The organism is Syntrophomonas zehnderi OL-4 (assembly GCF_000983115.1).
GTDB lineage: Bacteria > Bacillota > Syntrophomonadia > Syntrophomonadales > Syntrophomonadaceae > Syntrophomonas_B > Syntrophomonas_B zehnderi.
The window spans coordinates 20,575-35,151 of sequence record NZ_CGIH01000046.1; the positions used below are offsets into that span (position 1 = coordinate 20,575).

The 14,577-nt window shown below is 44.5% G+C and carries 10 protein-coding genes; 3 read left to right on the forward strand and 7 right to left on the reverse strand.

Translation table 11 applies throughout. The features are described from left to right. From gatB to AAV90_RS12310, 5 genes are all read right to left on the reverse strand, one after another. A complete protein-coding gene (gene gatB / locus AAV90_RS12290) occupies nucleotides 1–1,449 on the reverse strand; it encodes an Asp-tRNA(Asn)/Glu-tRNA(Gln) amidotransferase subunit GatB (RefSeq protein ID WP_046499634.1) in 1,449 nt (482 codons plus the stop codon). Next, nucleotides 1,449–2,903 (reverse strand): Asp-tRNA(Asn)/Glu-tRNA(Gln) amidotransferase subunit GatA, encoded by a 1,455-nt coding sequence (gene gatA, locus AAV90_RS12295; RefSeq protein WP_046499636.1) that lies wholly within the window; start codon nucleotides 2,901–2,903, stop codon nucleotides 1,449–1,451. Before gatA ends, gatB begins: the two co-directional genes overlap by 1 nt. A 28-nt stretch (nucleotides 2,904–2,931) precedes the next feature. Further along, nucleotides 2,932–3,216 (reverse strand): Asp-tRNA(Asn)/Glu-tRNA(Gln) amidotransferase subunit GatC, encoded by a 285-nt coding sequence (gene gatC / locus AAV90_RS12300; RefSeq protein WP_046499639.1) that lies wholly within the window; start codon nucleotides 3,214–3,216, stop codon nucleotides 2,932–2,934. 309 nt (nucleotides 3,217–3,525) lie between these two features. After that, a complete protein-coding gene (locus tag AAV90_RS12305) occupies nucleotides 3,526–4,365 on the reverse strand; it encodes a DegV family protein (protein ID WP_046499641.1) in 840 nt (279 codons plus the stop codon). Nucleotides 4,366–4,567: 202 nt separating this feature from the next. Continuing rightward, entirely contained in the window at nucleotides 4,568–5,956 is a 1,389-nt protein-coding gene (locus AAV90_RS12310) for a B12-binding domain-containing radical SAM protein (RefSeq protein WP_052729776.1), read from the reverse strand. 257 nt (nucleotides 5,957–6,213) lie between these two features. Between AAV90_RS12310 and AAV90_RS12315 the strand changes: the two genes are divergently transcribed. Beyond that, complete coding sequence (locus tag AAV90_RS12315) at nucleotides 6,214–6,801, forward strand: DUF1836 domain-containing protein (RefSeq protein WP_046499643.1); 588 nt, start codon at nucleotides 6,214–6,216, stop codon at nucleotides 6,799–6,801. 430 nt (nucleotides 6,802–7,231) lie between these two features. Here AAV90_RS12315 and ligA read toward each other — a convergent pair whose 3' ends face one another. Both ligA and AAV90_RS12325 read right to left on the reverse strand, forming a co-directional pair. Further along, a complete protein-coding gene (gene ligA / locus AAV90_RS12320) occupies nucleotides 7,232–9,247 on the reverse strand; it encodes an NAD-dependent DNA ligase LigA (protein ID WP_198142857.1) in 2,016 nt (671 codons plus the stop codon). A gap of 158 nt (nucleotides 9,248–9,405) precedes the next feature. Further along, complete coding sequence (locus AAV90_RS12325) at nucleotides 9,406–11,493, reverse strand: ATP-dependent helicase (RefSeq protein ID WP_046499646.1); 2,088 nt, start codon at nucleotides 11,491–11,493, stop codon at nucleotides 9,406–9,408. Between the two features lie 527 nt (nucleotides 11,494–12,020). On the opposite strand from AAV90_RS12325, the gene AAV90_RS12330 reads away from it, so the two are divergent. Continuing rightward, nucleotides 12,021–12,398, forward strand: a complete 378-nt coding sequence (locus AAV90_RS12330; RefSeq protein ID WP_076982658.1) for a BlaI/MecI/CopY family transcriptional regulator — start codon at nucleotides 12,021–12,023, stop codon at nucleotides 12,396–12,398. Between the two features lie 11 nt (nucleotides 12,399–12,409). Continuing rightward, complete coding sequence (locus AAV90_RS12335) at nucleotides 12,410–14,410, forward strand: M56 family metallopeptidase (protein WP_084691596.1); 2,001 nt, start codon at nucleotides 12,410–12,412, stop codon at nucleotides 14,408–14,410. Nucleotides 14,411–14,577: the final 167 nt, after the last annotated feature.

The following is a 14,577-nucleotide window of genomic DNA, read 5'->3' on the forward strand; positions in this document are numbered from 1 at the left end:
TCACTCCTTATTCAATCGTTTCCTGAGCAATTGATTGACCAGCTCAGGATTGGCTTGGCCGCGGGTAGCCTTCATAATCTGGCCTATAAAGAAACCGAAGGCTTTCTCTTTCCCGTTTTTAAAATCCTGTACGACTTTGGGGTTTTTTTCTACAATTTCATCGATTAGGGGAGCCAGAGAGTCGATATCGGATATCTGGGCCATCCCTTTTTCCTTGACGATCTCAGCCGGATCCCGGCCGGTTAAAAACATCTCCTCAAAAACAGTTTTGGCCATCTTACCGCTGATGGTTCCGTTTTTAACTAATTTAAGCATTTCTGCCAGCGCGGCTGGCCTGACCAGGCATTCCTCTATCTCTATATTCTGTTGCTTGAGTAAACGGTTTAAATCCCCCATCATCCAGTTGGAAACGGTTTTAGCATCCGGGAAAAGAGCGACTGACTGATCAAAAAAATCCAGACTTTGAGGACTAATAGTAATCTGAGCAGCGTCATACTCTGACAAACCGTATTCTTCTATCAATCTTTGGCCGGCCTGATCGGGCAATTCCGGCAGGGAAGCCTTTATTTGTTCAATCCATTCCTTACTGATACGCAAAGGCGTCAGATCAGGATCAGGGAAATATCTATAGTCATGAGCTTCTTCCTTGGAGCGCATCGATCTGGTTACGCCTTTTTCCTCATCCCAGGTTCTAGTTTCCTGGATGATTGTTTCTCCATCTTCCAGGGCATCCATTTGCCTCTTGGCTTCATATTCAATAGCCCTTTCCAGTGCCCGGAAGGAATTTAAGTTTTTAATTTCCGTGCGGGTTCCCAATTCCTTTTGTCCCCAGGGACGGACAGATACATTGGCATCACAGCGCAGGGAGCCTTCCTGCATCTTACAATCCGATACACCTGCAAAGAGGAGAATTGAACGTAGTTTTTCCATATATGCCCGGGCCTGCTGGGCATTGCGCATATCCGGTTCGGAAACTATCTCCAGCAAAGGTACACCGGAACGATTCAAATCCACCAGGGAAAAAGGGGTCGTGGTTATATCCCCCTGATGCACTAATTTGCCAGCATCTTCCTCGAGATGCGCCCTGGTAATTCCGATTCTGGTTTTTTCCCCGTCTAAATCAATTTCGAGATAGCCCCCCTTACAAATCGGCAGATCGTACTGCGATATTTGATAGGCCTTGGGCAGATCCGGATAAAAATAATTTTTACGGTCAAATTTACAGAACTGTGCTATCTCGCAATTTAAGGCTAAACCGGTTTTAATAGCCAAATCAACGACTTTTTCGTTGAGCACCGGCAGGGTGCCAGGAAATCCTGAGCAGACCGGACATACCTGGGTATTAGGCTCAGCACCGAAGGCAGTTGAGCAAGCACAAAATATCTTGCTGGCGGTCTTTAATTCTGCATGTACTTCCAAACCTACCACAATTTCGTAGTCTCTACTCATCATTTCACCTCCAGAACCGGTCTTAAAGAATTAAAATCGGTGTTTTGTTCAAAGGCATGCGCCGCTCTAAATAGAGTCCCCTCACTAAATGCTTTAGCGATTAATTGCATTCCTATCGGCAGACCCTCATGATGTCCACAGGGTATGGAAATAGCCGGTAATCCCGCCATATTAACCGGTACGGTTAAAACATCATTCATTAATAAGGTTAAGGGATCATCGACCTGTTCACCAAGCTTAAAAGCCGTAGTCGGCGTAGTCGGCGTAACGATCAGGTCATAATCAGCAAATACCCGGGCAAAATCATCCGCAATCAACCGGCGAGCTTTTAAGGCCTTAAGATAATAAGCATCATAGTAGCCCGAGCTTAAGGCATAAGTGCCCAGCATAATGCGCCTTTTGACTTCAGCACCAAAACCTATAGCGCGTGATTTTGAAAACATATCTATCACATTTTCTGCCTCAGCTTGACGCAAGCCATAGCGAACCCCGTCAAAGCGTGCCAGGTTGGCACTGGCCTCCGCAGTAGCTACCAGGTAATAGGTTGGCAGAGCGTATTCGCAGTGGGGCAGGGAAACTTCCTCGACGCTGGCTCCCATTTCTTCGAATTTTAAGAGGGCATTTTTTACGGCCCGCTCAATATTTTCATCTATACCAGACTGTAATAATTCGCGGGGATAAGCAATCCGCATCCCCTGTATGTCCTTGTCAAGAAATTCTGTATAATCTGGAACGGGCAGGTCAACACTCGTTGAATCCAGGGAATCCCGTCCAGCAATGATATTCATTATCAACGCACCATCGCGAACGTCTTTGGTAAGCGTTCCCACCTGATCCAAGGAGGAAGCATAAGATATAACTCCCCAACGCGATACTCTGCCATAGGTAGGTTTAAATCCCACCACCCCACAATATGCAGCTGGTTGGCGTATTGATCCTCCCGTATCAGTCCCCAGTGCAAACGGCACTTCATCTGCTGCCACAGCGGCTGCCGAACCACCGGAAGAACCTCCTGGCACACATTCCCGATTCCAGGGATTACGGGTAGCAAAAAATGCCGATTGCTCGGTAGACGATCCCATGGCAAACTCATCCATATTAAGCTTGCCCACCAGTACAGCTTGTTCTGCCGACAGTTTGCGGACAACTGTACAATCATAGGCAGGAACAAAATTCTCCAGCATACGCGATGAGCAGGTCGTCCTGATTCCGCGGGTACAGAAAATATCCTTCAGGGCATAAGGAATTCCGGCAAGTTTCCCGGACAGATCTTTGCCATCCAACTCAGCGGACAGCTGTAATGCCTCTTCTTCAGTCACGGTAACAAAGGCCTGAACCTGGTTATCAACCGCCTTGATCCGGGCTAAAACAGCTTTGGTTATTTCTTGCGGGGAAGTTTGCTTGCTCGCAAGCAAATCCTGCAGTTCGTGTACGGTTAGTGTATGTAATTCCAAACTTGCTTCCTCCTCCAGGGGGTTGCCCTTACATTATTTTGGGAACCTTGTATTGACCAATTTCCACCAGAGGAGCATTGGCCAGTATCTCTTCACGGGAAGAGCTCGGTTTGACCTCATCCTTGCGAAAAATATTGTATATGGGCAGAATATGGGCCAGGGGCTCAACCCCGTCCGTGTCCAATTCGTTGAGTTTATCCACATATTCCAGTATGGAGCTTAGCTGTTGGGCAAAGAGCTCCTTTTCAAAATCATCCAATTCAAGCCGAGCCAGTAAAGCCACGTGTTCAACCTCTTTTATGGTAAGGGCCATGAAGCCGCCTCCTTATCACCTAAAACATTTAAACATTATTATACCAAAAAGCAATCCCTACAAGAAACTTTTTTGAGTTTTCTCTGGGTATATAGTGGCACAAATGCTTACAAATAAACCATTTTCATCTCAAAATGCCCAGCAGTGGATTACAGCCATGATTACTGCGGCGTTAAAAAGATCCCGAGCCGATCACAGCTAACAACTCAATATTAATATGAATAGATTATACGCTTATCCCCGACCAGAAGGATAGTCTTTTAAAGTTGGCCGGGGATAAAATCTTTCAATATACAGGATTAGGCTGCCTTACTTTTCGAAAAATACGGAAAAAGTTCCCATACCCACATGGGAGCCGATGATGGGCCCAATCTCACCGATAATTATATCCTGTAAGTCTAAATTCTTCTGTATGCTCTTTTTTAAGCTGTCAGCGATATTGGGAACCGCGCTGTGGCATATGCCCACGGTGGGGGAGGAAGATTTGGCATAGTTTTTCTCCATGATACTGATCAGCTTTTGCTGGGCGCCCTTAAAACCCCGGGCCTTGTCATACAGCATGATATAGCCTCCCTCATCCATATGTAAAACCGGCTTAATATCCAGCACCTCCGCAATCGCTCCTTTTGCCCGGGAAATACGCCCCCCTTTGATTAAACAATCCAGCCTGCCGACTACAAATATGCATTGCATTCGAGCTTGCATCTCCTGCAGCCGTTGAAGTATAGCAGCTACGGTTTCTCCCCTCTCGGCCATACGGGCGGCTTCCAGTACCAGCAGTCCCAATCCTACCGAGGCTTTACGGGAATCAAAAACATGCAGGCGCGGATTGTTCAACATATTTTTCACCATTACCCCACCCTGGTAGGTTCCGGAAAGGCCGGAGGACATATGGATGGCGATAACTTCCGAACCGTCTGCCAAAGCATCTGTATAGACCTGGTTGATCTCCTCCACAGTGGGCTGGCTGGTGTAGGGAAGGGTCGGGGAAGTATTCATTTTTTCATAAAAACTTGCATTGGTCAGTTCTCCAGGTTGGTACACACGATCACCAAATCTTACCGTTAAATGCGTAAGGCAAATATTATGTTTCTTAAGGAGTTCCGTATCCAAATCGCAACAATTATCACTGACAATTTTAATTCCCATCAACATTCTCCTCACTTTTTGCTAGTTGCTCCCCCACGGCTAAACAATTATAGCCATACCGGACAGCGCAACAAATAATTATCCATTCTATTTATATGCGCATATGCTTTTTGTTTCCATAAAATTTATGCCATCCCCCTGGGCAACTAAAAACATGGCTAATCCACGTTTTACATCGTTACTCCCCCCCAAATGATGCCACTTAGTTTTTAGCGGAAAGCTCCAGGCGGGCAACTGATTTCTCTTTTCGCAGTGTTTCATAATACCAGGCGTTTTCCCTATCCCACTTTCGCGCTACATACCAACCGGCAGCCTTAAAAAGAAAGGAACGCTTGCCGGTCAAAAACAAATTCCGGCCTAGGCTGAACAAGGTGTAGAATTTTCGGTATGCACGCATCGTTTCTTTCTGCAAGGTATAGGCAGACATAAGTGCTGGTTCAAAGACAACGTGATGGGCATCGTATAAACTCCAGTCGCGGGTCAGAAGCCGCCCGGCTTTTTCCATATCCTGATACGTCCGGGTACCTGGCAAGGGGGTTAAAACCATGAACTGCACCGTGTCAATTCTGTTTTTACGTGCGAATTTAACCGTATCGCGAATAGTCTGCGGGGTATCTTCATCAGCGCCGAAGACAAACATGCCATGCACCATAATTCCAAACTTGTGAAACTGTTTGACGCAAAATTCAATGTCGGCGATGTCCTGTTTTTTCTTATAACTCTGCAAGGTCTGGGGGTTAATGGATTCCATTCCCACAAAAACCAGGCCGCATCCTGCCTCTTTCATCAAGCTCAAAAGCTCTTCATCGCGAGCCGCCTCCGTTCGCACCTGGGCACACCACCATTGCGGACAGAGCTTCCGGATGATCATTTCCAGTAGCAAGGTCTTGACTCTATAAGGATTGGCGGCAAAATTGTCATCGCAAAAAAACACTTGTTTCCCGGCATACTGTTTCAGTTCCTCCAGAACCATATTATAATCCCGCGTCCGTACTTTATGACCGAACATGGCGGTTACACTGCAAAAGGTGCAGTCAAAAGGACAACCCCTTGAGGTCATAACCGGATAGGTAGTCATTTTGTTAAAATCATCAAAGATAGACAGATCCGGAATCGGCAGCCGGTTCAGTTCGGCAGGCGCAGCATCAGAATTATGAATCGGTTTCCCTGCCTGCCACCAGGATAATCCAGCCACATGGGCTGGCATCACGTTTTTCTCCAGGCATCTGACCAATTCTGGAAACGATTCCTCAGCTTCTCCGCGACAGACATAGTCGCAGTGCGCCAGCGCTTCCTCCGGCAGGAAAGTTACATGCGGTCCGCCCATCACTACCGGTATCCCCTTTTTTTTGAACATATCAGCCAGATGGTAAGCTTCTGGCACCGTAGAGGTGGTAGCAGATATGCCGACCATCTCAAACTCGTCCAGATCAGAAAAACAGATATCTGTTCTGGATCCATAGATAAATCTGACTTCATGTCCTATGGCTTTTAGCTCGGTTCCCAGCAGCGGCAGTCCTAGCCTGGGCATGGTTACCGTGCTGTACACATGACGTCCGGGGGCCTTAGGTTCAATAAGCAGTATTTTCATTTATACATAACCTCCTTAGTAAAAAATAGGGCTTGGTTGTAGCGGTTTTTTCACATTTAAAACACTATTTAGTATGTTCAACAACATACTAGTCTATGCATATTGGTATATGTAGTATTAAAAACCTTATGTAGCATTTATACTACAGACGTTTAGTTTTTACAATAACCACTTGAAATTTTTTTTAAAAATTAATAAAATAGTTTCGTAAACAATCATTGGACAAAAAATATAACATTTCTGCAAGGAGGGGAAAAATGAAAATAGATGAACATGAATTATTGACATTGGTGCAAAGCCTGTACGCTTACGAAGATATCCAGTTGATTGATATCCCGGATATTGATTTATATATGGATCAGGTTACGACATTTATGGAAAAGAAACTCAGTGCGACCAAACGCAATCGGAAAGATAAGATCCTGACCAAAACCATGATCAACAACTACACCAAAGACGGGATCCTTTTGCCGCCTAAAAACAAAAAGTATTCCCGTCAGCATATCATCTTGCTAATATTGATTTACAATTTGAAACAGATTTTATCTATTAAGGATATAGACATCCTGCTGGCGCCTTTGCTGAAAGCCAGCAGTGAAACAGATTGTGATCCGCAGTTATGGGATAAAATTTACCTGGCTTATCTCGATTTGAAGCAGGATGATTTCGATTTAAGCGGTGACCGGCAGGGAGAACAACTGAAGAAAATCAGAGAAAAAACAGGAGACTTTGGCAAGCTGCAGCAGGACATCGAATTGTTGTTGATCGTACTCTTGCTGGTAAATCAGGCTATCGTTCGGAAACGACTGACAGAAAAAATAATCGATGAGTATTTTGATTTATAATTTTGGTGAGAGAATAGACGCAGGTCACACGGATTTACGCGGCTACCTTAATAGCGACCGTTAGGGAGCACCAGTAGTACCCGAAGGGTGCTACCTTAATAGCGACCGTTAGGGAACACCAGTAGTACCCGAAGGGTGCTACCTTAACAGTGAACCGGAATTTGTAGGGGCGACCTTTGATCGCTCCGCATCATTCTTTAATTAACAATACGCTATCTGCAGCATCATCACATATGCTTAGAAAACCCGGAATTTGGATTAGGGGCTTTAGCCGAAATAACCGTAGCGATGCTTTATCTTCCGCAGGTAAATCCATTATCGTAAGGTGTATGGGAACAAAACAACTTACGAATATCTGCCCCGGTAGCGGAAGCTTCAGCTTCCGGTGGGAAGCAAAGCTTCCCCATCCGCATCACACAGCAATCACTATCTATACCCCTTCCGTCCCATTATCATCGCTGATCTCCCGCAGCATTTTTAGGAATTCGTCTTCCTCTAAAATAGCTACGCCCAGTTGGACGGCTTTGTCATATTTGCTGCCCGGGTCAGCGCCTAACAGGAGATAATCGGTTTTTTGGCTGACACTGCTGCTGGTCTTGCCGCCCAGGGCTTCAATTTTCTCAGCGGCTTCCTGACGGGTCATGCCTTTTAGAGTTCCGGTTAATACAAAATTTCTTCCGGCCAAAGGCTGCTTGGCAGGGGCAGTTTCCGTCTCCTGGGTGTTTACACCAGCCTCCTTCAGGCGCTCCAATGTTGCCAGGTTGTTTTCCTCGGCGAAGAAATTTACCAGGCTGGCGGCCATTTTAGGCCCTATTTCAGGAATAGCGGTTAGTTGTTCAATTGATAGCTGTCCCAGCTCATCGATATTATTGATTTCCCGCGTCAGCAGACGAGCCGTCTTGGCTCCGATGTGGCGAATACCCAAAGCGGTAACTAATCGATGCAAGGGCCTGGTTTTGCTGTTTTCAATGGCATTAAGCAGATTCTTTGCCGATTTGACCCCCATCCGCTCCAAACCAGTCAGCTTGTCAATATCTAAGTCGTACAGGTCAGCGAGATTTAAAACCAGTCCCTTTTCTACCAACTGCTCAATCACAGCCGGTCCCAGCCCGTCAATATCCATAGCGTTGCGGGAAGCAAAAAAGATCAGGCTTTCTTTGAGTTGCGCCGGGCAGTTGATGTTGTCACAACGATAGGCCACCTCGCCTTCTATACGCAAGGCTCGACTGTTGCAGGCCGGGCAGACTTCCGGCACGGGGATTTCCTTTTCCTTTCCGCTGCGCTTTTCAATAACCGGCTTAATAATCTCGGGGATAATATCACCGGCCTTATGAAGTAAAACCAGATCCCCGATCCGGATATCCTTTTCCTTGATCAAATCAAAATTATGCAAACTGGCTCGACTGACTGTAGTACCTGCCAGACTTACCGGCTCCATGATAGCTGTAGGTGCGATAATACCGGTTCGACCCACGTTCAATTCTATATCTAGCAAGCGGGTTTCCTTTTCCTCGGCGGCAAATTTGTAAGCCACAGCCCAGCGAGGGCTTTTGGCGGTTTGACCTAATTGCTGGCGGGGGGAGATCAAGTTAAGTTTAATCACTACTCCGTCAATATCATAGGGCAAGCTGTGCCTTTGCTCCTCAAAATACCGGCAAAACTCGTATACTTCCTCGATATTACGGCAACAACGGGCTGCATTATTTACCGGCAAACCTTGTTTTTGCAAAAATTCCAAGGCTTCTTCCTGGGTATGGATCTCCTGCCCCTCCAAATAAAGGATATCGTAAATAAAAGCCGCCAAGGATCTTTGAGCCGTAACACCCGGATTCAACTGACGCAGCGAACCTGCGGCTGCATTACGGGGATTGGCAAAAATACGCTCTTCGCGTTCCTCCCGTTCCTGGTTTAACCTGACAAATTCATTTTTGGGCAGATAGATTTCCCCCCGAACCTCCAGGCGGGGCAAATCACTCTTCAGCTTCAGCGGGATGTTTCTTATGGTGCGGACGTTTAAAGTAACGTCTTCGCCCACCACACCATCGCCCCGGGTTGCCGCATTAACCAAGCTGCCATTTTCATACACCAGAGCAATGGACACCCCGTCAATTTTTAGTTCAGCCATATAATCAAAAGGCTGCCCAATTTTTCGGATACGACGGTCAAAATCCAGTAAATCTGCCCATGAAAAGGCATTGTCCAAGCTAAGTAATGGCATACGATGTCGTACCGGGCTCAAACCTTCCATCGCTTTCCCTCCTACCCGCTGGGTAGGGGAATCCATACTTAAAAATTCCGGATAGTCTTTTTCCAGTTTGACAAGTTCACTCAGCAAGGCATCATATTCGGCATCAGTAATCAGGGGAGCATCCAAAACATAATACTGGTATTCATGCTGGCGAAGCTCTTCCCGCAGTTTTTCAATTTGCGCCTTTATACCCGTCAATATTAAGGCCTCCTTAGGAAGGATTATTCATACATATATTTTGTAAGCTATACAGCCTATTTTATAATCTTTTTATAATTCCTGTCTAAAACTTTTTCAAAAAAAAGACGGGCCTCCCCGTCTTGCCAAATTAGCCAACTGTTGCATGCTGCAGGCCTTTAGCTTATTTTCTCCAGGGGGGCGATATCCAACCGCAAAGTTCGGGTTCCGGCCCGCTCAAAATCCACCACCGCGATTTCGTCATCTTCAATACTTATTACCACACCCATCCCGAATTTTTTGTGCACTACCGTATCCCCTTCGTTAAGGATACTGCTAACCATCTTTTTAACAAGTGGAGGGGTCAGCAAATCTGCAGGTATTTCCTTTATAAAGCGTGACGGTGGATTGTTGCGCTCATAACCGTAGAGCAATCTGGATACGGCATTAGTAAGATAGAGCCTTTCGCAGGCACGTGTTATCCCCACATAACACAGCCTTCTTTCTTCCTCCATATCCTCCGGAGTTTCGGTGCGGTAGGATGGAAACACCCCTTCCTCCATCCCGGTCATGAATACGATTGGAAATTCCAATCCCTTGGCTCCATGGTAAGTCATCATCATTACGGCATCGGCATAGTCCAGGTCATCGGTATCCTGTACCAGGGCAACGCGGGCTAAGAAATCATCTAGCCCTTCTATACCCTCCTGAGTATATTCTATAGCCAGAGAACGTAATTCCTGCAGATTCTCAATCCGGGTCTGAGCATCTGCCGGGTTGTTCTTATTAATATCTTCAATATACCCGCTCATTTCCATCAGTTGATGCAAAATATCTTGGACAGGGACCTGGGATTTATTCAGGTCTTGGAGGAACGTGATCATCCCATAAAAATCTTCCAAAGTTGCCGCCATCTTTTTACTGATCCCTTCCACGACTGTAGCATCCGCTAATACGTCCATAATCATGATCCCCTGCTGGTCAGCGTAATCCTCAAGTTTTTCCAAGGTTTTATCCCCTATCCCCCGGCGCGGTACGTTTATAACGCGCTTAAAGCTCAGGCGATCATTGGGATTGCAGATCAGTTTTAAATAGGCCAAAATATCCTTTATTTCTTTTCTTTCATAGAACTTACGGGCACCTATGATCTGATAGGGAATATAGCGGTGCAGGAGGGCTTCTTCCACGATACGCGACTGGGCGTGAGTACGGTAAAATATCGCACAATCACTGTAGCGTTTCCCTTCCCGGTCTATCAAATCAGCTATGGTTCCGGCAACGAACCTGCCTTCCTGGAAGCTGTCTCCGGCACAATAATAGATAATCTTATCCCCTCGCGGGTTATCCGTATATAGATTTTTTTCTTCCCGGTCACTATTATTCTTTATAACCGCATTGGCAGCTTGGAGAATATATTGGCTGGAACGATAGTTTTTCTCCAGCTTTATTAGCTGGGCATCGGGATAGTCCTTTAAAAACTTCTTGACATTATACGGTTCAGCACCTCGCCAACTGTAGACCGACTGATCGGGATCACCCACCACGAAAATGTTGCGGTGGCGGGCGGCCAATAGGTTGGCCCATATATACTGGGCATAATTGGTGTCCTGATATTCATCAATCATTATATAGCGAAACCAGTGCTGATATTTCTCCAAGACCTCCGGATAATCCCGGAACAGTTTAATACAAAGAATTATTAAATCTTCAAAATCCAGGGCGTTGTACTCCTTGAGTCGGGCATTATAGCTTCTGAAAACCCGATAGTACTTGTCCTTAATATGCAGCGGCAAGCTCAGATTCTGAAAGTATTTCTCGGGATTTAACAAACTATTTTTGGCCTGTTTAATACTGTAGAGCACTTCTTCCGGCTTCGTCTCGTAATCGTGTTCTTCTTTTAGGATTTCTTTGATCAGGGTCTTGCCTTCCGTATCATCGATAATGGCAAAGCTGCGTTCATAACCCAGATGGTGAATATCCATGCGCAGTATTTTGTAGCAGGCGGCATGAAAGGTTTGTATCCACCGCCCTTGATAATCAGGCTGCATTTGACCTACCCGGGTTCTCATCTCCTGAGCCGCCTTATTCGTAAACGTAATCGCTAAAATGGAATCGGGCGCAATCCCATTTTCAATCAGATAACCGATCCGGCTGGTCAGCACCCTGGTCTTGCCGCTGCCGGCTCCGGCCAGTACCATACAAGGTCCATCTATATGTAATATGGCCTGTTTCTGTTGTTCATTCAGCCCTTCCAAAATATATGTCATATGTTAAACCTGCCTTTTTTCTGCTTCACAGCGTAAGTATAGTAGGAAATGGGCATAGATAGCACTTCTTATTAGGACTGGCATAATTTTTCTTATAAAAATAAAACCAGGTGGGGCGATTAATCTGGGTAAATCCGCTGGTTCAGTGCTGAATAATCGAATGTCCATCTCCTGTGGTCTGCCGTGAGATCTTGATTATTATACTATCATAACACAAAGATAGATTCTCATCAGTAGTAGAGAAAAGCATTGCCAATAGCCGCTGCAACATCCAGCGCTGTTAGATACAACTTAGCAGATCCGCGGGAGAACAAAATGCCAGACGTATGGATATGTATTAGAACGAAATAACCTGTGATTATCTACCCAGGCAGCCAAAGCAGCCCTCAAGGCAGTTATTATCATAGATTGCCGCAATCCAGGTCAACTTATTGCTTTATTCCAAGTTTTTTCTAATTTGTCCCTTGACAAGCATTTTTTACACATATAATATTTATATACTACATATGTAGTTTAAATATTTGGAGGTGGTTGAGCTGGAAAAAAAGCCTGAAATAACTGATGCCGAGTTTGAGATTATGAAAGTCCTGTGGGCCAAAGAACAACCTTTGTCTGTGCAGGACATCTGTGATGAATTGTTGCACAAAAATTGGAAATATTCTACGGTAGCAACCCTGCTGGGGCGGATGAAAAAAAAAGGAATTGTTGAGGGGGTAAAAAGCGGATATGCGTATTACTATACCCCTTTGACAGATGAAAAAGAATATAAAAAATCTCAAACCAGAAAGTTAATCAGCAAACTCTATGACGGTTCCGCCAAAAAGCTGATAGCTTCCTTATATTCAGACAATGAAATGTCTGCCGAAGATATTGCCGAACTGAAAAATTATTTTGATTTGAATTAAGGAAACCTGTTATGATGTTACAACTATTTGAAACCGTTTTGATATTGTCTGCAGTCGGCGCAATCCTAACCCTGGGACTGTTGTTGCTAAAACCGGTGACTATAAGGTTGTTTGGCAATCGCTGGCAGTATTATATGTGGATATGTGTCCTAGTATTGATTGTCTTGCCTCCAATAACGATATGGTTACCAGAAAAATCTGTTATTCCTGCTGCGCCATTACCTTACATTGAATTGGAAAATCCCCAGGTAATAACTGACATATTGCCAACCCCAACAGCCTATGAGGATACCCCTAGTTATACGAAGCTCAGGTTTATACCATCATACACGTTCAACCTATCCACACTGCTTTTTATTATCTGGCTGGCTGGAGCGGTTTTGTTTTTACTTAAGATCATCTTAAATTATGCCCAGTTCCTTAGAATCATCAGCCATCATTCTCTGCCTGTAAAATGCCCGCTGCTAGATGAAGTAAAAGCTGAGCATAAAATTACAGGTAACATCCCGGTTTTAATTACCCCATTCTTCGACATACCATTTATATCCGGACTATTTCGCCCTAAACTTATACTCCCAAATACCGATGTTTCTGATGAAATTCTGCGGCATATTCTGCGGCATGAATTGACCCATTATAAAAGACATGACCTTTGGTTTAAATGGCTATCCATGCTTGCAAATGCAATCCACTGGTTTAACCCCTTAATTTATCTGGCGGTGCGGCAAATGAACGAGGAATGCGAAATATCCTGTGATCTCGCAGTAGTGCGGAATATGGATAAAGAAGAACGCAAAAGTTATATGAATACAATTTTATTCATGATAGCCCAAAATAAAATACCTCCTATAATGGTTTCCGCCATGGCAAATAGCAAAAAACAAATAAGGAGAAGATTTAATATGATTAGCAGAGAAAAACCAATTAGCAAAATAATGTCGGCAGCAGCTTATATTATTGCAGCTGCAATCGTAAGTACGACCCTTTTTACGTGCAATGCCCTGGCCGAGAACACAAAAAATGGCCTTGAAACCTGGACAAAAAACGAATTTTATCTCCAAGACGGAATTCAATTTTCGGTAAATGTTTCAGGCAAAAACGTCCCTGCCTGGGTTTTTGAAGATATAGCTGGCCAGGACGGAAATATTAACGTAACGGTAAAACGGTGGCAGATAAGGGATTTAAAGGGGGAAGTTGAAGATTACGCAATTGTTGAACTGCAAGGTGCGAAAGGGATAACCAGGTTATCAAATATCAGTGCAACCAGTTTCCGTGCCATCGATAAAAATTCTGGTTCAATGCAGAGAATCCCTGAATTACTAAATGATGTTTACACAAGCAATTACAGTTTTTGTGAATTTAATAACATTGGCTACGAAGGATATCGAAATTCCGCAGTCGCTGACTTGGTTACGAAAAATTCGGGTAAACATAAATACGTGAAAGTAGATTTTGCTTTTAATAAAAACGCCGCCTTATCTGCCGTGTATGTTGATTTTTTGGTGGCAAACGAATTCGATAATGTAGATGTTTCCGTAGAACTGAAATATGCACCCGTCAAGGCAGACCCTGACTCCCTAAAGTTTATCGGCAATTTTGAAAAGGATTATGTTTTTTGGGCTAAAGAACTTACCCTGCCCAGGTACTTTACCTTTTGGGAAGATAGCTTTGTGAATAAAAGGGTTCCCGGTATTGATATTAGCGTTGATTATGCAAATACTGAGGGAATTGCCCTCAGTACATCTGTATCACATCCGCAGGTTAGTTCTTATGAAATAAATGTCTATGACCAATATAACCGGCTAATATCTTCGGCAAGAGATAAAAAAGCTCCCGTCGGATGCATTACTTTAAAACCCAATCCCATTATATACCTTTATGGAAAGGACACTGGTAAGGGTGCCCCTGAAAAGCAATTCGTAAGCGGTCAAACGTATCGAATAGATATCGTGCTTTTTGGCAAAGAAAATAAAGTAGTGTATCGTCAACGCGAAAATGTTAAACTGCCCTAATGTTTGCAAACGGTTACATACCAAAAACTGAATAAAACAGGTCAACGGCGGTTTTGAATTTCATCAAAACCGCCGTCTTCTTATTTCTTTTAAAAAGCCTTGACTATTATATACTACAACTGTAGTATATACTGTACTACAATTGTAATATAAATGCATGGCTACAT

Excerpts from the sequence above, each read along its gene's own strand:
- gatB (WP_046499634.1), bottom strand. The coding sequence starts at position 1,449 with ATGAGTAGAGACTACGAAATTGTGGTAGGTTTGGAAGTACATGCAGAA.
- gatC (WP_046499639.1), bottom strand. The coding sequence starts at position 3,216 with ATGGCCCTTACCATAAAAGAGGTTGAACACGTGGCTTTACTGGCTCGG.
- AAV90_RS12305 (WP_046499641.1), bottom strand. The coding sequence starts at position 4,365 with ATGGGAATTAAAATTGTCAGTGATAATTGTTGCGATTTGGATACGGAA.
- AAV90_RS12310 (WP_052729776.1), bottom strand. The coding sequence starts at position 5,956 with ATGAAAATACTGCTTATTGAACCTAAGGCCCCCGGACGTCATGTGTAC.
- AAV90_RS12315 (WP_046499643.1), top strand. The coding sequence starts at position 6,214 with ATGAAAATAGATGAACATGAATTATTGACATTGGTGCAAAGCCTGTAC.
- AAV90_RS12325 (WP_046499646.1), bottom strand. The coding sequence starts at position 11,493 with ATGACATATATTTTGGAAGGGCTGAATGAACAACAGAAACAGGCCATA.
- AAV90_RS12335 (WP_084691596.1), top strand. The coding sequence starts at position 12,410 with ATGATGTTACAACTATTTGAAACCGTTTTGATATTGTCTGCAGTCGGC.